The organism is Micromonospora palythoicola (assembly GCF_036689795.1).
Lineage (GTDB): Bacteria > Actinomycetota > Actinomycetes > Mycobacteriales > Micromonosporaceae > Micromonospora > Micromonospora palythoicola.
The window spans coordinates 25848-45545 of the sequence record NZ_JBAGKI010000049.1 but is presented as its reverse complement, the minus strand read 5'-3'; the positions used below and the strand labels follow the sequence as shown (position 1 = coordinate 45545).

At 73.6% G+C, this 19698-nt stretch carries 17 protein-coding genes and 1 pseudogene; 6 read left to right on the top strand and 12 right to left on the bottom strand.

What is annotated here, in order from left to right; genetic code table 11:
• Window positions 1-177 precede the first annotated feature (177 nt).
• From cobA to cobC, 3 genes are all read right to left on the bottom strand, one after another.
• Window positions 178-1431: a uroporphyrinogen-III C-methyltransferase gene (cobA, locus tag V5O40_RS20220; protein ID WP_332906922.1), complete on the bottom strand. Its 1254-nt coding sequence runs from the start codon at window positions 1429-1431 to the stop codon at window positions 178-180.
• 142 nt (window positions 1432-1573) lie between these two features.
• Entirely contained in the window at window positions 1574-2677 is a 1104-nt protein-coding gene (cobT, locus tag V5O40_RS20215; protein ID WP_332906926.1) for a nicotinate-nucleotide--dimethylbenzimidazole phosphoribosyltransferase, read from the bottom strand.
• Window positions 2677-3759 carry an Rv2231c family pyridoxal phosphate-dependent protein CobC gene (gene cobC, locus V5O40_RS20210; RefSeq protein WP_332906921.1) on the bottom strand — a complete coding sequence of 361 codons (1083 nt, stop codon included), beginning with the start codon at window positions 3757-3759 and terminating at the stop codon, window positions 2677-2679. Before cobC ends, cobT begins: the two co-directional genes overlap by 1 nt.
• A gap of 121 nt (window positions 3760-3880) precedes the next feature.
• Between cobC and V5O40_RS20205 the strand changes: the two genes are divergently transcribed.
• A complete protein-coding gene (locus V5O40_RS20205) occupies window positions 3881-6013 on the top strand; it encodes a transglycosylase domain-containing protein (protein WP_332906920.1) in 2133 nt (710 codons plus the stop codon).
• 3 nt (window positions 6014-6016) lie between these two features.
• Here V5O40_RS20205 and V5O40_RS20200 read toward each other — a convergent pair whose 3' ends face one another.
• Window positions 6017-7498 (bottom strand): cobyrinate a,c-diamide synthase, encoded by a 1482-nt coding sequence (locus V5O40_RS20200; RefSeq protein WP_332906919.1) that lies wholly within the window; start codon window positions 7496-7498, stop codon window positions 6017-6019.
• 283 nt (window positions 7499-7781) lie between these two features.
• Between V5O40_RS20200 and V5O40_RS20195 the strand changes: the two genes are divergently transcribed.
• Window positions 7782-8600, top strand: coding sequence for an SURF1 family cytochrome oxidase biogenesis protein (locus V5O40_RS20195; RefSeq protein ID WP_332906918.1), 819 nt, complete (start codon window positions 7782-7784; stop codon window positions 8598-8600).
• A 4-nt stretch (window positions 8601-8604) separates the two neighbouring features.
• Here V5O40_RS20195 and V5O40_RS20190 read toward each other — a convergent pair whose 3' ends face one another.
• From V5O40_RS20190 to V5O40_RS20175, 4 genes and pseudogenes are all read right to left on the bottom strand, one after another.
• The gene (locus V5O40_RS20190; protein WP_332906917.1) at window positions 8605-10191 is read right to left on the bottom strand and encodes an ATP-dependent DNA ligase; all 1587 of its coding nucleotides are present in this window, start codon (window positions 10189-10191) and stop codon (window positions 8605-8607) included.
• Between the two features lie 139 nt (window positions 10192-10330).
• Complete coding sequence (locus V5O40_RS20185) at window positions 10331-10537, bottom strand: hypothetical protein (RefSeq protein ID WP_093410448.1); 207 nt, start codon at window positions 10535-10537, stop codon at window positions 10331-10333.
• Between the two features lie 70 nt (window positions 10538-10607).
• Entirely contained in the window at window positions 10608-11954 is a 1347-nt protein-coding gene (locus V5O40_RS20180) for a dipeptidase (protein ID WP_332906925.1), read from the bottom strand.
• Window positions 11944-12848, bottom strand: a pseudogene (locus tag V5O40_RS20175) (uridine kinase family protein); the annotation flags it as partial. The pseudogene V5O40_RS20175 and the gene V5O40_RS20180, both read right to left, overlap by 11 nt.
• Here V5O40_RS20175 and V5O40_RS20170 point away from each other — a divergent pair.
• On the top strand, window positions 12783-13184 hold the full coding sequence (locus V5O40_RS20170) for a rhodanese-like domain-containing protein (RefSeq protein WP_332906923.1): 402 nt from the start codon (window positions 12783-12785) through the stop codon (window positions 13182-13184). The pseudogene V5O40_RS20175 and the gene V5O40_RS20170 sit on opposite strands and share 66 nt — an antisense overlap.
• Before the next feature lies 1 nt (window position 13185).
• On the opposite strand, the gene V5O40_RS20165 is transcribed toward V5O40_RS20170, so the two are convergent.
• From V5O40_RS20165 to V5O40_RS20150, 4 genes are all read right to left on the bottom strand, one after another.
• Entirely contained in the window at window positions 13186-13794 is a 609-nt protein-coding gene (locus V5O40_RS20165; protein ID WP_332906916.1) for a hypothetical protein, read from the bottom strand.
• 68 nt (window positions 13795-13862) lie between these two features.
• On the bottom strand, window positions 13863-15404 hold the full coding sequence (locus V5O40_RS20160) for a cobyric acid synthase (RefSeq protein ID WP_332906915.1): 1542 nt from the start codon (window positions 15402-15404) through the stop codon (window positions 13863-13865).
• Complete coding sequence (locus V5O40_RS20155; RefSeq protein WP_332906914.1) at window positions 15401-16417, bottom strand: cobalamin biosynthesis protein; 1017 nt, start codon at window positions 16415-16417, stop codon at window positions 15401-15403. The genes V5O40_RS20160 and V5O40_RS20155 overlap by 4 nt, the downstream gene beginning before the upstream one ends.
• Window positions 16418-16707: 290 nt before the next feature.
• Window positions 16708-17541: a single-stranded DNA-binding protein gene (locus V5O40_RS20150; protein WP_332906913.1), complete on the bottom strand. Its 834-nt coding sequence runs from the start codon at window positions 17539-17541 to the stop codon at window positions 16708-16710.
• A 348-nt stretch (window positions 17542-17889) separates the two neighbouring features.
• Between V5O40_RS20150 and V5O40_RS20145 the strand changes: the two genes are divergently transcribed.
• The 3 genes from V5O40_RS20145 to V5O40_RS20135 all read left to right on the top strand — a co-directional run bounded on the left by V5O40_RS20145 (window position 17890) and on the right by V5O40_RS20135 (window position 19687).
• Window positions 17890-18309: an HPF/RaiA family ribosome-associated protein gene (locus V5O40_RS20145; RefSeq protein ID WP_164447469.1), complete on the top strand. Its 420-nt coding sequence runs from the start codon at window positions 17890-17892 to the stop codon at window positions 18307-18309.
• A 54-nt stretch (window positions 18310-18363) separates the two neighbouring features.
• Entirely contained in the window at window positions 18364-18570 is a 207-nt protein-coding gene (locus V5O40_RS20140) for a hypothetical protein (RefSeq protein ID WP_332906912.1), read from the top strand.
• A 79-nt stretch (window positions 18571-18649) separates the two neighbouring features.
• The gene (locus V5O40_RS20135; protein ID WP_332906911.1) at window positions 18650-19687 is read left to right on the top strand and encodes an alpha/beta hydrolase; all 1038 of its coding nucleotides are present in this window, start codon (window positions 18650-18652) and stop codon (window positions 19685-19687) included.
• Window positions 19688-19698 lie beyond the last annotated feature (11 nt).

The following is a 19698-nucleotide window of genomic DNA, read 5'->3' as shown; positions in this document are numbered from 1 at the left end:
CCCCCCGCGCGCGCGCCCGGGCCGGCCGCGGGCGGGGGGCCGCCCGCCCCCCCCCCCCCCCCCCCCCCCCCCCCCCCCCGCCCCCCCCCCCCCCCCCCCCCCCCCCCACCGCAACCACCCAAGAACCCGGACACAACCAAGCCCCACCGAATAAGCCGGAACCCCCAGAGCAAACGCTCAGTCCAGCCCGGCCGCCCCCAGTGCCTCGACCACGTCACCGACCACGACCACCGCCGGCGGACGCAACCCCGCAGCGGTCACCGCCTCGGCCACCTCGCCGAGCGTGGCGCGGACGATCCGCTGACCGCCGGTGGTGGCCTCCTGGATGACCGCGGCCGGCGTACCGGCCGCCCGTCCGTGCGCCAGCAGCGTGCTGGCGATCGACGGTAGGTTCTTCAGGCCCATCAGGATCACCAGCGTGCCGCGTAGCCCGGCCAGCGCCTCCCAGCGGACCAGTGAGTCCGGCGATTCCGGCGCGACGTGCCCGGACACGACGGTGAACTCGTGTGCCACCGACCGGTGGGTGACCGGAATGCCCGCCGCGGCCGGTGCGGCGATCGAGCTGGTCACCCCGGGTACCACGGTGACCGGCACTCCGGCCGCCGCGCAGGCCAGCAGTTCCTCGCCGCCCCGGCCGAAGACGTACGGGTCACCGCCCTTGAGCCGGACCACGAAGGCGCCCGCCAACGCCCGGTCCACCAGAATCCGGTTGATCTCCTCCTGCGTCCGGGACGGGCCGTAGGGGATCTTGGAGGCGTCCACCAGCTCCACGCCCGAGCGCAGTTCGTCCAGGAGCAGTCCGGGCACCAGCCGGTCGGCGACCACCACGTCGGCCTCGCTGAGCAGCCGCCACCCACGGAGGGTGATCAGCTCCGGGTCACCGGGTCCGGCACCCACCAGGGCGACCCGACCGGGACGACCGCCCCCGTCTGCGGGACGGTTCGGGGTTTCCGGCTCGGCCGGCTCCAGCGGCTTCCGCTCGTGTTGCAGGAGGGTACGGATGGCGTCGCGGACGCTCACCGCGCGATGTGGGTCGCCGCCGCCGTGCACCGCGACGGTGACCGGGCCGTACCGGGTCACGGCCGGGGTCCAGGCCGTCGCCGCGTTCCGGTCGTCGGCGCGTACGCAGAAGATCCGATGTTGGGCGGCGGCGGCGCTGACCTCCGCGGCGGCGATCGGGTCGTCGATGGCGACCTGCACCAGCCAGGCGCCGTCGAGGTCGTCCGGGGTGAACCGGCGTGCCGCCCAGCGCAGCCGCCCTGCGTCGACGTGCGCGCGCAGCGCCGGGGTGATCTCCGGCGTCACCAGCAGTACGTCCGCGCCCGCGTCGAGCAGCGCCGGGACCCGCCGCGTGGCCACCGCTCCCCCGCCGACCACCACCACGCGGAGTCCGGCCAGCCGGAGCCCGAGGGGATAGGAATTGTTGCTCACGCTGCCGCCCGCTTCGCCGGGCAGCGGCGGGGCGCGGCCACTGCTGGGCCTGATCGTTTCATCGCACGCGCGCTCAGGCCGCCTCGCTCCGCGCACCGGTGGTGCCCGGCGAAGCGGGCGGCAGCCCGAAGGGTTCGCTCGCTCACTTCTCGGCCACCCCGGCGGAGTCGAAGGTGGCCACCTCGTGCAGCACCCGGACCGCGCCGGTGACCACGGGGAGAGCCAGCAACGCACCGGTGCCCTCGCCGAGCCGCAGTCCGAGGTCGATCAGGGGGGTGAGGCCGAGCTGGCGCAGCGCGACCGTCGCGCCGGGCTCGGCGGAACGGTGACCGGCGACCATGGCTGCCACGGAATCCGGGGCGAAGGCCGCCGCGGCAAGCGCGGCGGAGACCGCGATCACCCCGTCCAGCAGCACCGGTACGCGGCGCGCCGCGGCGCCGAGCACGAACCCGGCCAGGGCGGCGTGTTCCAACCCACCGACTGCGGCCAGCACACCGAGGGGATCCGCCGGGTCGGGTTCGTGCCGGCGCAGCGCGGCCCGGACCACTTCGATCTTGTGCTGGTAGGTCGGGTCGTCCACGCCGGTACCCCGGCCGGTGGCCTCGGCGGCGTCGGCCCCGGTGAAGGCGGCGATCAGGGCGGCGGCCGGGGTGGTGTTGGCGATCCCCATGTCACCGGTCAGCAGAATTCCGGCGCCGGCGTCGGCCAGGTCCCCGGCGACGCCGATGCCGACCTCGACCGCTGCCAGTGCCTCCTGCCGGGTCATCGCGGCGGTGACGGTCATGTCCCGGGTACCGCGCCGGACCGGTGCGTTCACCAGCCGGGGCACCACCGGTTCCGGTGCGCCGTGCGGGCCACCGGAACCGTCCGGGTGGTCGTCGGCCACCGGCAGCGGGGTCGCCACCCCGACGTCGATCACGGTCACCGAGGCGCCCGCCTGCCGGGCGAAGGCGTTGACCACCGCTCCACCGGCCAGGAAGTTACCCACCATCTGCCCGGTGACCTCCTGCGGCCAGGGACTGACCCGCTGGGCGTGCACGCCATGATCACCGGCGAAGATCGCCACCGCCGCCCGGTCGGGCACCGGTGGCGGGCAGCTGCCGGCCAGGCCGGCGAGGCGTACGGACAGCTCCTCCAGGGCGCCGAGCGAACCGGCGGGCTTGGTCAGGCGCGCCTGCAACTGCCGCGCCGCGGTCATCGCCGACTCGTCGAGCGGGCCGACGGCCGCGATGGTGTTGTCCAGCATCATGCCTCCATGATCTCGGCCAGCACGGTGGTGAAAGCGTCGGTGGTCGTCCGATCCCGAACTGCGATCCGCAGCCAGTCCGGACCGAGTCCGGGAAACGTGTCACCCCGGCGTACCGCCCAGCCACGCGCCCGCAGCAGGTCCCGGATCCGGTCAGCGCCGGAGATCCGTACCAGCACGAAGGCGCTGGCCGGACGACCGGCCACGCGTATCCCGGGCAGGGCCGACAGCCGCGCGACCAGATGTTCGCGGTCGGCCGCGAGCTGCTCGGCGATGGCCCGTTCGGCCTGGGCCGCCTCGGGACCCGCACAGGCCTCGGCGGCGGCCAGCGCCGGGGTGGAAACCGCCCAGAGCGGCTGTACGGCGGCCAGTCGGCGCAGCAGGGTGGCCTCGCCGAGCAGGTAGCCGATCCGCAGTCCGGCCAGCCCCCACGTCTTGGTGAGGCTGCGCACGACCAGCAGTCCCGGCAGGTCCCGGCGGGCGGCAAGCGATTCGGGTTCGCCGGGTACGCCGGTCCTGGCGGCGGTGTCGGCGAACGCCTCGTCGACCACGAGGACCCGACCGGGGCGGGCCAGCGCGGCGAGGTCGGCGGCGGGATGCAGCACGGAGGTGGGATTCGTCGGGTTGCCGATCATCACCAGGTCGGCGTCGGCGGGTATCCGATCCGGGTGGAGCCGGAAACCGTCCGCCGCGTCGAGCAGCACCCGCTCCACCGGGTGTCCGGCAGCCCGCAACGCGGCCTCCGGCTCGGTGAACTGCGGGTGCACCACCACCGGCCGGCGTAGCCCGCGCAGTGCCTGGGCGAGCAGCACGAAGCCCTCGGCGGCTCCGGCGGTGAGCAGTACCTCCTCGGGTGGGCGACGGTGCCGGGCGGCGACGGCGGCGCGTGCCGGGCGCGGGTCCGGGTACGCGGCGAGGTCGGTCATCGACGCGGTGATCGGTCCGGCCAGCCAGGGTGGCAGCGGGGCGCGTCGCACGTTGACGGCGAGGTCGACCAGGCCCGTGGCGACCTCGGCGTCACCGTGGTGGGTCAGATCCGGTTCGGCCGCCGCTGTGGGTGTCGTGCTCAGCTGCCCATGCATGACCGCGATCCTGCCGGGAAGGCGGCGCGGGCGACAGCAACCCGGCGGGTGGGCCGCATCACCACGCATCACTTCATGAGTATTTCTCATGCTTGAATCGGAAATGTCATAACTTGACGGGGTGAGCTACCGACCCCTTGCTGCCGCTGGTCGTCTCGTTCCACTGCTCCGCGCCGGGCTGATCGCCGGCATCGTCGTCGCCGCCGCCGCGTACCCGGCCGTCGCGGTGACCGGTATCGGCGCCAAGGCCACCGCGCACGCCGTGGAGAGCAAGACCCGGCTGCTGACCACCGCCCTGCCCGCCGAGACCTCCTACCTGTACGCCCCCGACGGCAGGACCGTGCTGACCATGTTCTTCGAGGAGTACCGGCAGTACACCAAGCTGTCGGACATCTCGCCCAGCATGCAGCAGGCCATCGTGGCCGCCGAGGACAACCGCTTCTACCAGCACCACGGCGTCGACCCGAAGGGCGTCGCCCGCGCCTTCGTGGCCAACGCCCGCTCCAGCGGCGTCTCCCAGGGCGCCTCCACGCTCACCATGCAGTACGTCCGGATGGCGCTGCGCGACAGCGCCACCAACCCCAGGGAGGTGCAGGAGGCCACCGCGCAGACCCCGACGCGCAAGATCAAGGAGATGCGCATGGCGGTCGACCTGGAGAAGGAGTTGAGCAAGGAGGACATCCTGGAGCGGTACCTCAACTCCGCGTACTTCGGGCACCGCGCGTACGGCATCTACGCCGCCAGCGAGATCTTCTTCTCGAAGACCCCCAAGGAGCTGACCGCCGTCGAGGCGGCCACCCTCGCCGGGCTGGTGAAGTCACCCTCCCAGTACGACCCGGCCAGCTCGGACCAGAAGGAGGCCACCGCCCGTCGCAACTACGTGCTGGACAACATGGCACGTCTCGGCTACGTCTCACCGGACTCCGCGCAGGCGGCGAAGGGTGAGCCGATCCGGCTCCGACTGACCTATCCGCCGAACGACTGCGCGGCGGTGCCCGAGAAGTGGAACAGCTGGGGGTTCCTCTGCGACTACCTGAAGAACTGGTGGAGCGCCCAGCCGGCGTTCGGTGCGAACCCGCTCCAGCGGTTGGACAAGCTACGCCGGGGCGGCTATCGGATCGTGCTGAGCATGGACCCGAAGATCCAGGCGGCGGCGGAGAAGAACGTCGGCACCGAGTCGAACACCGGCAGCCCGTTCGCCAACGGCATCGTGGTCTCCGAACCGGGCACCGGCCGGGTCAAGGCGATGGCGGTGAACCGCACCTACTCCCTCAACCTGGACGAGAACCCGCTGAGCTCCAACCCGGAGGCCGGACCGGACGTCAAGGCCAACTACCCGAACACCGTGGCACCCCTGATGGGCGGTGGTGACCTGCCCGGGTACCAGGCCGGGTCGACGTTCAAGATGTTCCCCATGCTGGCCGCCCTCGACGCCGGCATGCCGCTCAGCACCACCTTCAACGCGCCGCACAGCTACCGCTCCGAGGTCTACGACGGCTGGCAGCCCTCGAACGCCAGCGGCGCGATGAGCGGCACGCAGACCATGTGGTCCGGCTTCGGCAAGTCGGTGAACACCTACTTCGTCTGGCTGGAGGAGCAGGTCGGGGCGGAACGGGCCGTCCGGCTCGCCGAGCAACTGGGGCTGCGCTGGCGTACCGACGTGGACCGGGAGCACGCCTCCCCGGCGAAGGCCAACAAGTGGGGCGCGTTCACCCTGGGCGTCTCCGACGCCACTCCGCTGGAGATGGCCAACGCCTACGCGGCGGTCGCCGCCGACGGGCGCTACTGCGAGGCGCTGCCGGTGAACGCCATCTACAACCGGGACGGCACCCCGGCCACCTACACCACACCCGGCGGCATCGAACGGGAGGTCGCCAAGCCACGCTGCCGCCAGGTGGTCAGCGCCGACGCGGCGCGCGCGGCCACCGACGCCGCCCGTTGCCCCACCGGCGACACCCCGGCCAAGGGCAGTTGCGGCGGCTGGTCCACGGCCGACAGTGTGCGCGGCACGGTGGGCCGCCCGGTGGCCGGCAAGACCGGTACGACGGACAGCACGCGATCCGCCTGGTTCGTCGGCTACACGCCGGAACTGGCGGCGGCCAGTTTCATCTCCGACCCCGACAATCCGTTCAACGCGGTGGGTGACGGCCAGTCGCAGATCCCGATCGCGGCGGTGTCGAACACGCTCCGCGACGCCCTGAAGGGCAAACCCAAGCGGGACTTCGTGCCACCGTCGGACCGGATCGTCGGCTGATGCTCAGGCCGACGGCCCGGCGACCGGCTCGGACGCCACCGCACCGGCCGGGTCGCCCGGGGCGGCACCCGCCGGCCCGGCCGGGACACCGCCGCCGGGGCCGACCGGGACCGTGGCCGGCTCGGCCGCAGCGGCGGCCACCAACCGCGTCGCGATCTGCGGGTACGCGGCCCAGTGCGGCACGAGCTGGGAGGCGTGCACACCCCGCCAGATGAACCCCTCCGGCGCGCCACCGGGCCAGCTCCACGCCGGACGCTGCCCGCCCCGGGGGGTGAGGACCGCCCGGTGCTCCTTGTGCCCGACCACCACGTCACCACGGGCGGCGACCACGCTGTCGCCCTGAGCGGTCGCCTCCCGGTAGCCGACCACCAGCCCGTCCCGCAGGCTGCCGATCGCGTCGATCACCCCGCACATCGGCAGCCCGTCGAGTTCGCGGGCCAGCCAGAGCAGGCCGGCGCCCTCGGCGACCACCGGTCGGCCGGTGCGGGCCAGTTCGGCGACCGCGATGCAGAGCCGCCGGTTGGCGGAGAGCTGCTCCGCGTACGACTCGGGCAGTGCTCCGCCGACCACCAGGGCACGGGTGCCGGCCGGCAGTGCCTCGTCGGCGAACGGGTCGAGCGTCATCACCTCCGCACCGGCGGCCCGCAACAGCTCGGCCGTCTCGGCGTGACTGAAGCTGCCGCCCGGTCCGCCGAGCAGCGCCACGACGGCAGGAGCGGCGCCGGCGGGCCGGGCCGGGGCGGCCTCGGCCGTGTTCGGCGGCGACCATTGCGGCACGCCCAGCGCCGGTGCCGACCGGGCCAGCCCGAGCAGCCGCTCCAGGTCGACCGTGGCGGTCACCGCCTCACCCAACCGCCGGACCGCCCGGGTGGCCTCACCGGCGCGTTCGAGCACCGGCACCACGCCGTGCCGGCGCGACGGCAGCACCGAGGGCAGATCCTGACGGCGCAGCGCGCCGTAGACCGGCATGCCGATGTCGTCGAGCGCCTCCCGCAGCAGCGCCTCGTGCCGGGCGGAGGCGACCCGGTTGAGGATCACGCCACCGATCCACAACTGTTCGTCGTACGCCCGGAAGCCGTGCACCAGGGCGGCCACCGACTGGCCCATCGCGGCGACGTCGACCACCAGCACCACCGGGCTGCGAAGCATGGTGGCGACGGCGGCGGTCGACTCGGTCTCGCTCCGGCCGGTCAGGCTGTCGTACAGACCCATGCTGCCCTGCACCACCGCGAGGTCCGTGCCCTGCGCACCGTGCAGCAGCAGCGGGGCGACGCGTTCGGCACCCACCAGCCGCGGGTCCAGGGTGCGCCCGGGTCGGCCGCTGGCCAGCCCGAGGTACGCCGCATCCACCTGGTCGGGCCCGATCTTGAAGCCGGCCACGTCGAGGCCCCGGTCGGCGAGCGCGGCGAGCAGACCGATCGCCAGCGCGTTCTTGCCGTGCCCGGAGGAGGGGGCACTGAGCACCAGACGCGGCACGACGGTCATCATCGACTCCTCGCGAGCGGTCGGCGTGCCGACCGTCGGCGCGCTCCGCCCGCGTGACGATAGCTGAACCGGACGCCGGACACGCACCCTCCGCCGCACTGTCCGGGCCAGGTCAGCCAGTCGGTGGCGGACCGCCCCGACGCGGGTACGCTCCGCCACCACGAGGTCCGCGTCGTCGGATTCGGCCGGGCTCACTGCCTGCGGCAGCCCGGCGCCGACAACGACGCGCGGACGCCCCGACGGCTCGGCGCAGTGGCGGCGGTCACACGGGTAACCTCGTGGCGTGTACCGGTTCCTGCTGACCCCGCGCTGGCTGGGCCTGCTCGTGCTGGCCCTGGCCGCCGCCACGGTGATGGTGCTGCTCGGCAACTGGCAGCTGGACCGCTACCACGGCCGCACCGCGATCAACGAACGCATCGACGCCGGCCTGCGGATGGATCCCGTGCCGCTGCGCGAGGCGCTGCCCGCGCCGACCGGTGGCCCGGGCACGGTCGGTGCGCCACCGGCGGAGGAGCGGACCTTCACCCGGGTCACCGTGACCGGCCGGTACGACGCCGGCAACATCGTCCTGGTGCGGGGCCGCACGGCTGAGGGCCGGGTCGGCTTCGAGGTGGTCACCCCGCTGCTGCTCACCGACGGCACCGCCGTCCTGGTGGATCGAGGCTGGATCCCACCCGCCCCCGGCGGGGCGGTGGCGCAGCCGGACGTGCCACCGGCGCCGGCGGGTGAGGTGACCGTCGAGGGTCGGGTGCACGCGAGCGAGAGCGGCGACGCCAAGGTGTCCCGCCGCGAGGGCCGCCTGGAGAGCCGCCGGGTCTCCGTGCCTCAGCTCGCCGGCGAGCTGCCCTACCCGGTGCACGGCGCGTACGTGCTTCTGGACGAGCAGACGCCGGCCGCCGACCCGACGTTCCGGGCCGTGTCGATCGGCCACACCAACAACTGGCAGAACCTCGGCTACGTCGTCCAGTGGTGGATCTTCGCGGCGATGACCCTGGTCGGCTACGGCTGGACCGCGCGCCGTGAGGCCCGCCGGCTCGCCGGCGTGGTCGACGAACGCCCCCGCGACCGGGCCGCCGACTCCGGCACCCCCGCCGTCACCTGACCACTCAGCCGGGCCGGCGGCCCGCGTGGATAGCCCGGACGGCGTCGATGGTGTCGGCCTCGGCAGCGGTCTTGTCGTCCCGGTAGCGGACCACCCGGGCGAACCGCAGGGCCACCCCGCCGGGATAGCGCGTACTGCTCTGCACGCCGTCGAAGGCGATCTCCACGACCTGCTCGGGTCGGACCCGGACGACCCAGTCGCCACGGTCCACGGCGAGGCCGAGGAAGCGTTCGGTCTGCCAGCGCAGCAACTCGTCGGTGAGCCCCTTGAAGGTCTTGCCGAGCATCACGAACCCGCCGGTGCCCGGGTCACGAGCGCCCAGGTGCAGGTTCGACAACCACCCGGTGCGTCGGCCACTGCCCCACTCCACGGCGAGCACGACCAGGTCGAGGGTGTGCCGGGGCTTCACCTTGACCCAGGCGGCGCCACGCCGACCGGCGTCGTAGGGCGCGCCGGGCGCCTTGACCACCACGCCCTCCTGGCCGGCGTCCAGTGCGGCGGCGAAGGCCTCGCCGGCCTGCTCCGGGTCGTCCACCTCCATCCGACCGACCAGCAGCGACGCGTCGGCCGTGCCGCGCAGTGCCGCCCACCGCTCCCGGCCCGGCAGGTCGATCAGATCCACCCCGTCGAGGTGCAGCAGGTCGAAGAAGTATGGCGTGAGCACGGTCTCACCGGTCCGTTCGGCGGCGGCGCGCACCGCCGGCGCGACCGGTGCCCCGGCGGCGGGACCAGCGGACCCGGCCCGGCGGGCGGCGGCACTGGACGTCTGCTGGAACGGCAGCGGCCGGCCGGCGGCGTCCAGCCCGATGGCCTCCCCGTCGAGGACGATCTCCCGGGCGGGCAGGGCACGCACGGCGGCGACCACCTCGGGCACCCGGGTGGTGATCTCGTCGAGGCTGCGGGAGAAGACGGCGATGTCGGAACCACTGCGGTGCACCTGGATGCGGATGCCGTCGAGCTTCACGTCGACCACGGCGGGCACCCCGGTGGCGGCGAGCGCCTCGTCGACGGTGGACGCGCTCTGCGCCAGCATCGGCGCCAGGGGTCGACCCACCCGGAGACCGAACTCGGCGAGCGCGCTCGCCCCGCCGCCGAGAGCGGCCACCGCCACCGCCCGCAGGTCGCCGGCGAGCAGCAGCGCCCGGCGTACGACGGCGACGGGCACCCCGGCTGCCCGGGCGACCGCGTCGGCGAGCAGCCCGGCCTGGGCACCGTGCCGCAGCTCGCCGAGGAACAGGCCGGTCAGCAGGCGCTGCTCGTCGGCGGTGGCGGCCGCGTAGAGGGCGTGCACCAGGGCCCGGCGGCGAGCCTGCGACCCGGCGCCGTGCACGGCCGCGATCTCGTCGATCGCGGCGTCCACCGCCGACACGCTGAGCGTCGGTTCGGTCGCCGGCGGGGGCAGGTCGCGCAGGCTGGCCCAGCCGACCCCGGTCTGCCGCTGGCGCAGCTCGCCGGCGAGCCAACCGGAGCCCGCCGCCACCTCGGGCGGGTCGAGCCGCCGCAAGGCATCGGCGAGCAGCTCCACCTTGGCCCGACGACCGCTGGTGGCGCCGACGGCCGCGGAGGTGGCAGCCAGGTCCAGGAACCGCACGACCTCATCCTGCCAGCCACCACCGACAACCGGCGCCACCTGCGGACGGCCCGACCTTCTCGGTGGTCCCGACAGGGTGGCCCGGCCGCCCTCGCGGGACCGTCCGTCCAGCCACCCCGCCGCCCGGCGGTCGCCGACGTCAGGCCGGCACCGGCTCCTCGATCCGCAGCCCCCGGGCGCGGACACCGTCGGCGATGCGCGACAGCGACGCATCCAGGGCGACCAGCGCGGCGGACAGTTCGCCGAGCTGTTCCTTCAGCGTGTCCTCGGGCCACGCGGAGACGTCGACGTCCCCCAGAGCGATGACGGCGGCCTCCAGGCGGGCCAGAACCTCATTCGTACGCATGTTCGAGAGGCTACAACAGCCCCGCGTCCGACACACCGGAAACGGCTACCGTCGGTGCGAAGTTACGGGTTCACCCTCGACCCACCTCAGCCACTCTGGCCAGCAGCAACGCCTCGGCGAGGCAGACCCGGGCGAACTCGCCCAGGTGCAGGCTCTCGTTCGGCCCGTGTGCTCGGGCGTGCGGATCCTCCACCCCGGTCACCAGGATCGCCGCCTGCGGGAACATCTCCTGGAACGTGGCGATGAACGGAATGGAGCCACCGACCCCGATCTCCACCGCGTCGGTGCCGTCCCAGGCGGTCCGGAAGGCCGATCGGGCCGCGTCGAACATCGGGCCGCTGGCGTCGATGACGCAGGGGGCACCGTCGTGCTCGAAGGTCACCTCGACCTGCGCGCCCCACGGTGCGTGCCGCTCCAGGTGGGCGCGGAGCGCCGCGTACGCCCGCTTCGGTTCGTCGCCCGGCGCCAGCCGCACGCTGAGCTTGGCCTTGGCCGCCGGAACCAGCGCGTTCGGCGCCTCGCCGGTGGCCGGGGCGTCGATGCCGAGCACGGCGAGCGCCGGCTTGGTCCACAGCCGGTCGGTGATCCGGCCGGTGCCGAACAGCCGCACGCCGTCGGCCAGCCCGGCCTCGGCGCGGAACCGGTCCTCGGGGTAGTCGACGCGGGCCGCCTCCCGGCCGACCAGGTCGGCCACCGCCACGTTGCCGGCGTCGTCGTGCAGCGTGGCGAGCAGCCGGACCAGGGTGGTGAGCGCGTCCGGAACGGCACCGCCGAACATGCCGCTGTGCACGGCGTGGTCCAGCGTGCGCACCTCCACGAAGCAGTTGACGATGCCGCGCAACGACGTGGTCAGCGCCGGTACGCCGACATCCCAGTTGGTCGAGTCGGCGATCACGATGACGTCGGCGGTGAGCTTGTCCCGGTGCTCGGCGAGCAGCCGCTCCAGGGAGTCGGAGCCGTACTCCTCCTCCCCCTCGACGAACACGACCACGCCGACCGGCAGCCGGTCACCGTACGCGCGCAGCGCCGCGACGTGCGCCATGATGCCGGCCTTGTCGTCGGCGGCACCCCGCCCGTACAGCCGACCGTCGCGCTCCACCGGCTCGAACGGGTCGGACTCCCACAACGTGGGGTCGCCGATCGGCTGCACGTCGTGGTGGGCGTAGAGCATCACGGTCGGGGCACCGGGCGGCGCCGCCCGACGGCCGATGACGGCGGGCTGACCACCGGCCCGCACCACCTCGACGTCGAGGCCGCAGCCGCGCAGCAACTCGGCCACCGCCTCGGCGGAGCGCTCCACGTGCGCGTGGTCGAAGCCGTCGAAGGCGATGCCGGGAATGCGGACCAGGCGCTCCAGGTCGGCCCGTACGCCGGGCAGCTCCCGCGCGACGGCCTCCCGCAGGTCGGACTCGGTCATGATCGGTGTGGTCATGACCGGCATCGTATGCCGGCCTTACCGGACGGCGCGGCCGGCGTGGCGGGTCCGACGGCGGCGGGTGGACGCCGGCGGGTGGTGTGGTCGGTGCGGTCAGCCGCGTCGGCAGTAGTAGCGCTCGGCGGCGTGCGGCAGCACCGGTGCGCCCTCGACGACCAGGTCGGCCCGGGCCTCGGTGCCGTCGGCGGCGAAGTGGGCGCGTTCGGTGATGTGCCAGCGACGCAGCTCCGGCAGGATCGCCGGACCGTCGCGGGCCACCGCCCGGTCCAGCCGCAGCGGCTGCGGGGCGGTGACGAAGACCGCCAGGGTCAAGCTCGCCACGGCCGCCGTCCGGGCCGCGCTGACCCCCTCCACGATCAGCACCGGCGCGACCGGCACCGGCACCGGCGTGGGCAGGAAACGCCGGCGTACCCAGCTGTAGCGCCGGTAGGCACCGGCCCGCCCAGCTCGTACCGGCGCCAACACCTGCTCCTCCAGCCGGTCCCAGAAGGTGAGCTGGTCGTCCCATCCGTCGAGCAGGTCGTCGGTGTGCACCACCGGTGGCCGGGTGGCGTCGGGCGTCGCGGCGGCGAGGGCATCGGCCAGGCGCGCCGCGAAGACCGTCTTGCCGGCGCCGCTGGGCCCGTCGACGGCCACCAACCGGGTACGCCCCAGCCGGGCCGGCCCCGCCAACACCCGTCGCGCAAGTCCGGCGTACGCCTCGAAGACCACCACCACGGACACCGACGTTACCGATCGGGTTGTCCCGGGCCACTTCGGATCGCACGCCCGGGCACCGCGCGGCATGCTCGTGGCGTGTCCCATTCCGTGATGAGTCCCGGCGTCGAGGCGTTGCTGGAACAGGCCCGCGCGGGCATGACCCGGTTGACCCCGCAGGAGACGGTGCAGGCCGCGAGCCGTGGCGCACTCCTGATCGACACGCGCACCGACGCGCAGCGTCGGGAACAGGGCGAGCTGCCCGGCGTCATCGTGATCGACCGGACGGTGCTGGAGTGGCGGCTCGACCCGGCCAGCGACTGGCGGATCCCCGAGGCCACCGGGTACGACCTGGAGATCGTGGTGATGTGCCGGCAGGGCTACAGCTCCAGCCTCGCCGCCGCCAGCCTGCGCGCCCTGGGCCTGCACCGGGCGACCGACATGATCGGCGGAGTGGAGGCGTGGCGGTCGGCCGGCCTGCCCTTCTCCGACCAACCCGCCGACGTCCGCTACTGATTCAGTAGGTCATCAGGGCCAGGGTCTGCCTGGCGTACTCCATCGCCAGCTCCTCGGTCCGGGCCTCGTTCGGCACCTGCGCCGCGATGAAATTGAGCTGCAGGTGAACCACCGCCGTTCCCGCCATCGCCGCCGCCATCGAGAGCCGGCTGTCCACCGGCCCGTCGTAGGGCTCCGGTGGATCGGTGATCGGGCCGTTGGCCGGTGGGATCGACACCCAGGCGCCGTCGCCGACCCCGCTGGCCTTCCGGGCGATGCCCTGCGCTCCGGCGGGCGGCGGTCCGCCCAGCGACTCGCGGGCCGCTGTCGTCGAATCTGCGACCAGCATGGTGATAGTGACCGCGTGGATCGCCAGCGGGTCCCTCGACACCGCGCTGAGCACGCAGCTCTTGCGATCCGGCCGGTCGGGGCGGTCGCGTACCTGCGTTGTCCCGCCGGCCACGTCGAGCAGCGGCTGGTGGTCGAGTTTGGTGCAGAGATCGTCGACGAGCCGGTAGGACGCGGCGGGTGACGCAGGTGAATCGGCTGCCGGAGCGGCGGTGCCGGCACAGCCGGCGAGCACGACCGGGAGCATCAGGGCTGGTCGGCTCCAGCGAGGGGTATGGACCACCACGAGATCGTGCCACAGTGGATCTCTCCCTCGGGTGCCCACCGGGGCGAGCACGACAGTTCCCGAGATCAACGTTGCGGGGCGCCGGGTGGGACGAACGGCAGGTCGGTCGGGGGCCCGTCCTCGACGAGTCGCCACAGGGCGTCCGTGTCCAGGTGCTCCTCGACCAGGTCGCCGAGCAGGTCGAGACTGCGTTCCCGGGCGGCGGCGAAGGAGGTGTCCGGCGCGACCCGGAAGCCGGTACGTCCGGCGAGGCGGGCCGCCCGGGTGAGGAACCAGCGACGGAACTCGTCGGACTCGAACGCGCCGTGCCAGTGGGTACCGTGCACGACGCCGTGCATGGCACCCTCGTCGGCGCCACCGGTGTACCGCAGCAACGGGACCAACCGGGGGTCGGCGGTCGAGACGTGACCATGGTGGATCTCGTAGCCGTGGACCGGAAGGTCACCCGCGGCGCTGCCCACCGCCGGTCGGACGGTCTTGCGGTGGTCGAAGGTGATCTCGATGGGGAGCAGGCCGAGGCCGGGCACCGTGCCCTGCCGGCTCTCCACCGGGTCGTGGATGGCGCGGGCCAGCATCTGGTAGCCGCCGCAGATGCCGAGCAGTGGACGGTTCGCCGCCACGTGCGCCGTGACGGCGTCGGCGAGACCCGTCTCGCGCAGCCAGGCCAGGTCCGCCACCGTCGACTTCGAGCCGGGCAGCACCACCAGGTCGGCGGCGGCGAGTTCGGCCGGCTCGACGGTCAGGCGTACCCGCACCCCCGGCTCCGTCGCCAGCGCCTCGACGTCGGTGGCGTTGCTGATCCGGGGCAGCCGCAGCACGGCCACGTCGAGCCATTCGGTGCCGCGCGGGGCGGCCGGGCGACCGAGCACCCGGCCGTAGGCGAGCGAGTCCTCCGCGTCGAGCCACAGGTCCAGTGCCCAGGGCAGCACCCCGTACGTCGGACGTCCGGTGAGCTGCCGCAGCATCTCCAGCCCGGGGGCGAGCAGACCCCGGTCGCCGCGGAACTTGTTGACCACGAAGCCGGCGACGAGGGACTGGTCAGCGGGGTCGAGCAGGGCGAGGGTGCCGAACATCGCGGCGAACACACCACCCCGGTCGATGTCGCCGACGACGAGCGTGGGCAGCCGCGCGTGCCGGGCCAGCCCCATGTTCACGTAGTCGCCGTCGCGTAGGTTGATCTCCGCTGGACTGCCGGCGCCCTCGCAGATCACCACGTCGTACTCCGAGCGCAGCTCGGCCAGGGCCGCGTACGCGGTCTCGGCGAGCCGGGGACGCAGGGTCCGGAAGGTAGCGGCGGTGATCGTGTCGACCGCCTCGCCGAGCAGGACCACCTGGCTGGCCAGGTCGCTGCCGGGCTTGAGCAGCACCGGGTTGAATCTCAGGTCCGGCGCGAGCCCACAGGCCGCCGCCTGCATCGCCTGGGCCCGGCCGATCTCGCCGCCCCGGCCGTCCGGCCCGAGTACCACGGCGGAGTTGTTCGACATGTTCTGCGCCTTGAAGGGCGCCACCTTCACACCCCGTCGGTGCAGCCACCGGCAGATGCCGGCGGTGAGCACACTCTTGCCGGCATCCGAGGTCGTCCCGGCCACCAGCAGCCCACCGCTCACCGACGGCCCGCCCGCCGAGCCGCGATGCCGGTCAGCGGACCGGCCCGGCGGGCGGCGGCAGCCACCAGGCGACCCGCGGTCAACGGGTACGCCACCGCGAGACCGAGGGTCGCCAGCCCGACCGCCCGGGAGATGCGGGCCGCCCGCGCCAGATGCCGTGCCTCGGGACGTGGCCCGTCACCGAGGAAGGGACGCACCTCTGTACGGCCGAAGTACACGTTGCGTCCACCCAGCCGTACGCCCAACGCCCCGGCCATCGCCGCCTCGCACTGCCCGGCGTTGGGGCTGGGATGGTCGTCGCGGTCCCGCTGCCACACCCGCCAGGCCCGCGCCCGGTCGCCCTTGCCGGCCGGCGCCAGCGCCACGGTCAGCAGCCCGGTCAGCCGAGCCGGCACCAGGTTGAGCAGGTCGTCCAGGCGGGCAGCCGGGGTACCGAACCGGGCGTACCGAACATTGCGGTGGCCCACCATCGCGTCGAGAGTGTTCGCCGCGCGGTAGCCGAGCAGGCCGGGCAGCCCGGCGACCGCACCCCAGACAAGCGGGGCGACCACCGCGTCGGAGGTGTTCTCCGCCACCGACTCCACCGTCGCGCGCGCGATATCGGGCTCGTCGAGCGTCGACGGGTCCCGCCCGCAGAGATGCCCGAGCCGCTGTCGGGCCGCCGGCAGGTCACCGCCGCGCAACGAGCGGCCCATCGTCTTCGCCTCGTGGCGCAGGCTGCGCCCGCCCAGCACCGCCCAGGTGCCGGCGGCGACAAGCACGGCCCGGGCCGCCGGCCGACGCCGGGTGCCCACCGTGGCAGCCACCCCCATCGCCACCGGCGCGCCCACACAGAGCGCGGTGAAAATCGCACCGGCCAGCCGTTCCGGGCGGTAGAGGCGACGTTCCAGGGCGGCGGCGGCCCGGCCGAATCCGGCGACCGGGTGCCCTCTGCGCGGGTCACCGAACAGCGCGTCCAGCGCGTAGCCCGCGACCAGTCCCGTCGCGTTCGCCACCGCACCCGCGTATCGCACGGCATGTCACCCCCGGGCGGTCAGCCTAGCCGAGCGGTGCCGTCCGGATCGGCCCCGGCGGAGCAGCCCACGCCCCCGGCGGAGCCCACCCAAGCCCCCTGCGGAGCCCACCCACGCCGCAGGCGGAGCCCGCCTACGCCGCGGTCGTACCCGCTGGCGCCACCTCCGCCGATGGGTGACCGGGCCCGTCGCCGAAACCCGGTCACCTCGACACCGGGACCGGGTGGCCGGGCCGCACTCCGTCGGGCGAGCCCGGTCACCAATCGTCGCCAGTCGGCTTCCGCGCCAGGTCAGACGGGCTGTGGCAGCTTGCCGCGCCCTCGACGACCACGCCCGGTCGCGGCATCGCCCGCCCCCGATTCCTCCGGGCGCACCGCCAACTCGGTCCCGGTCTCGGTGGCGTCGGCGAGTACCGGAGCCAGTTCGTCGGCGACGCCTTCGCCAGCGTCGACGAGGTCGTCGAACTCCGACGACAGGTGGTCGTCGCCCGACTTCGGGGAGCCAGACGTCGAGTCGGAGACCGTCGAGCCCGGGTCGAACCCGACCCCCGAGCCCGGATCGAAGCCGCCGTCCCGTCCCGGGTGACGTTCGGCGGCCGCACCAATCCCGAAGCCGGATATGTCAGCGAGTTCGAAGTCGTCGTCGACCGGGCGGTGGTCGAGTCGGGCGGGCGCCTCGTCGTCCGGAACCGGCTCGGTCGGCTCACCCTGCACCCGCCGCTCCGCGTCGGCGTCCGAGACCGCGCTGGTGGCCAGGGTGGGCCGGTTACGCAGGAACCTACCCCGCCCCCGGGACAGGTCGTGGCCGACCGCGACAGCCTCCAGTTCGTACAGGGTGCGGTGGTTGCCGGCGTCGTCGACCCAGTCCCGGGTGTAGAGCCGACCGCAGACCACCACCGGGTCGCCGACCATCACCGAGGCGGCGACTCCCTCGGCGAGCTTGCGCCAGCAGTTGACGCGTACCCGCAGGCTGTTGCCGTCGACCCAGCGTCCGCTGTCCCGGTCGAGGCGTCGAGCGGTCGAGGCGACCTTGAAGTTGGCCACCAGCGTGTTGCTCTGGGCGGTGCGGCGCCACTCCGGCGCAGTAAGAACATTTCCGACAATAGTCATATAGGTATCGAACATCGTCCCTCCTTGAAGGGTCGCGGGCCTGGCTTCGACGAGTCGACTCGCCACCGAGCCTGCGGGCTGGCCGCCGTCCCGAACAGCCCAACGGGCGGCACCTGTGGACGACCGGACCAGCTGTGGACAAACGCCTGATCAAGGTCCCGATGTGGTAGGCCGATCGCCCCTGCCCCCCGGGCGACCGACCATCGACGATCAACAGGAAGCGGAAATGGTCACGTTCCGGACGGAGCCGACCTGGGTAGGGATCTCTACAACCGCACGCGTGAGCACGACGTCGAACGAAAGGTCAGCGATCATGATGATGACCGTCACCCGTTCCACCCGCCCCTCCGGGCAGGTGCGGCGATGAGCGCCGTGCAGAACCCCGCCACCGTGGCCACGTGCCTCAGGCTGGGCGCGGGTTTCTCCGACCGGGAGCGGAACCGCATCGTCGAGCAGTTCGCCACGCTCGACGCCCGCCTGGCCGGCTTCCACGCCGACGCCACCGACATGGAGCTGTCGGTGAAGGACCGGGAGGCCAAGGGCCAGAAGGTCACCCTGGAGTGCTGGATCGCCGGTCGGCAACGGGTGGTGGCCACCTCGACCGAGGAGGACCTGCACGCCGCGCTCAACGACGTCCGTGACGACCTGCGTCGCCAGTTGAACGACGCGAAGACCCGGCAGGAGCCCCGCAACAACAAGCACCTGCGGGTCAACGAACCGCCCGGCCCGGCGACGCCTACCGACGAGCTGGCCGGTGCCGGGACGACGACCGACGAGAGGTGAGCGCCCGGCCGGGGCGACGAAGGCCCCGGCCACGCCACCGTGGAGGTGAACGACATGCCCAACGTGCAGCAGCCCGAGATGCGCCGCAGCGGCGAGACCAGGCTGGTCCAGGACAGCGACGGCCCGATCGAGGGCGGTTCCTCCTCGGCCCGGAAGGAGCACCGCTCGGTGCCGGTCGACCAGGTGTCGCCGTACGGTCCCGACCGGGGGCGGGCCACGACCTCGCAGGAGCCGTCCGGCCGGGAGGCCGTGGGCGACTGACCAGCGAACAGCCCCCGTCCGCCGGGTGCCGGCGGACGGGGGCTACCGCCCGGTAGCCAGCCGGCGTACCGTCGGCGAGGTGGAACCGGACGTGCTTGGCCCGCCCTACGAGCGGGAGATCATCGACCTGGGCCGGGACGACGAGGGCCCGGTGGTGGCGACGCTGGTCCGCCGCCGGGCCGAGCGCCCCACCGGTCGCGCCGTGCTCTACGTGCACGGCTTCGTCGACTACTTCTTCCAGACCCACGTGGCCGACTTCTTCGCCGCGCGCGGCTGGGACTTCTACGCCCTCGACCTGCGCAAGTACGGTCGCAGCCTGCTGCCGCACCAGACCCCGAACTTCTGCCGTGACCTCGCCGACTACTTCCCGGAGCTGGACGCCGCCGCACAGCTCGTCCGCGACCGGGACGGGCACGAGACCCTGCTGGCCATGGGCCACTCCACCGGCGGCCTGATCCTCTCCCTGTGGGCCAACGCCCGCCGCGACGCCGGGCTCGTCGACGGGCTCTTCCTCAACAGTCCCTTCTTCGACCTCAACGCCCCCTGGTTCGTACGGCGACCCGTCGCGGCCGCCGTCGCCCGCCTGGGCCGCAGGGCGCCGCACCGCATCCTCCCCTTTTCGCTCGGCACCGTGTACGGCGAGAGCCTGCACGCCGACCATCGCGGCGAGTGGACGTACGACCTGGCCTGGAAGCCACTCGCCGGTTTCCCCGTCCGGGCCGGCTGGCTGGATGCCATCCGCACCGGCCAGCGGCGGCTGCGCGCGGGACTGGACATCCCGGTGCCGGTGCTGCTCGCCTGTTCGACCCGGTCGTTCCGGGGCACGAAATGGCAGGACGCGGCGACCCTGGCCGACGCCGTCCTCGACGTCGAACACATGGTCCGGTGGGCGCCCCGACTCGGCCACCACGTCACCGTGTCCCGCTTCGACGGCGGCCTGCACGACCTCACGCTCTCCGGCCCCGCCGTACGTGAGAAGGTCTTCGCCGAGGTCGGCCGCTGGGCCGACGCTTTCCTCGGCGCCGGACCGACGACAACCCACCCGACCCCGCCGCGGCCCCGGCCCTCTGCCGAGGAGGATCACCCGACGGCGGACCGCTCTCCCGCGGACGCCTGACCGTCGCCGAC

What these genes read in the sequence shown, in the direction of transcription:
- cobT (WP_332906926.1), bottom strand. Translation starts at nt 2,677, where the DNA reads ATGCTGGACAACACCATCGCGGCCGTCGGCCCGCTCGACGAGTCGGCG.
- cobC (WP_332906921.1), bottom strand. Translation starts at nt 3,759, where the DNA reads ATGCATGGGCAGCTGAGCACGACACCCACAGCGGCGGCCGAACCGGAT.
- V5O40_RS20200 (WP_332906919.1), bottom strand. Translation starts at nt 7,498, where the DNA reads ATGACCGTCGTGCCGCGTCTGGTGCTCAGTGCCCCCTCCTCCGGGCAC.
- V5O40_RS20185 (WP_093410448.1), bottom strand. Translation starts at nt 10,537, where the DNA reads ATGCGTACGAATGAGGTTCTGGCCCGCCTGGAGGCCGCCGTCATCGCT.
- V5O40_RS20180 (WP_332906925.1), bottom strand. Translation starts at nt 11,954, where the DNA reads ATGACCGAGTCCGACCTGCGGGAGGCCGTCGCGCGGGAGCTGCCCGGC.
- V5O40_RS20170 (WP_332906923.1), top strand. Translation starts at nt 12,783, where the DNA reads ATGAGTCCCGGCGTCGAGGCGTTGCTGGAACAGGCCCGCGCGGGCATG.
- V5O40_RS20150 (WP_332906913.1), bottom strand. Translation starts at nt 17,541, where the DNA reads ATGTTCGATACCTATATGACTATTGTCGGAAATGTTCTTACTGCGCCG.
- V5O40_RS20145 (WP_164447469.1), top strand. Translation starts at nt 17,890, where the DNA reads ATGAGCGCCGTGCAGAACCCCGCCACCGTGGCCACGTGCCTCAGGCTG.
- V5O40_RS20140 (WP_332906912.1), top strand. Translation starts at nt 18,364, where the DNA reads ATGCCCAACGTGCAGCAGCCCGAGATGCGCCGCAGCGGCGAGACCAGG.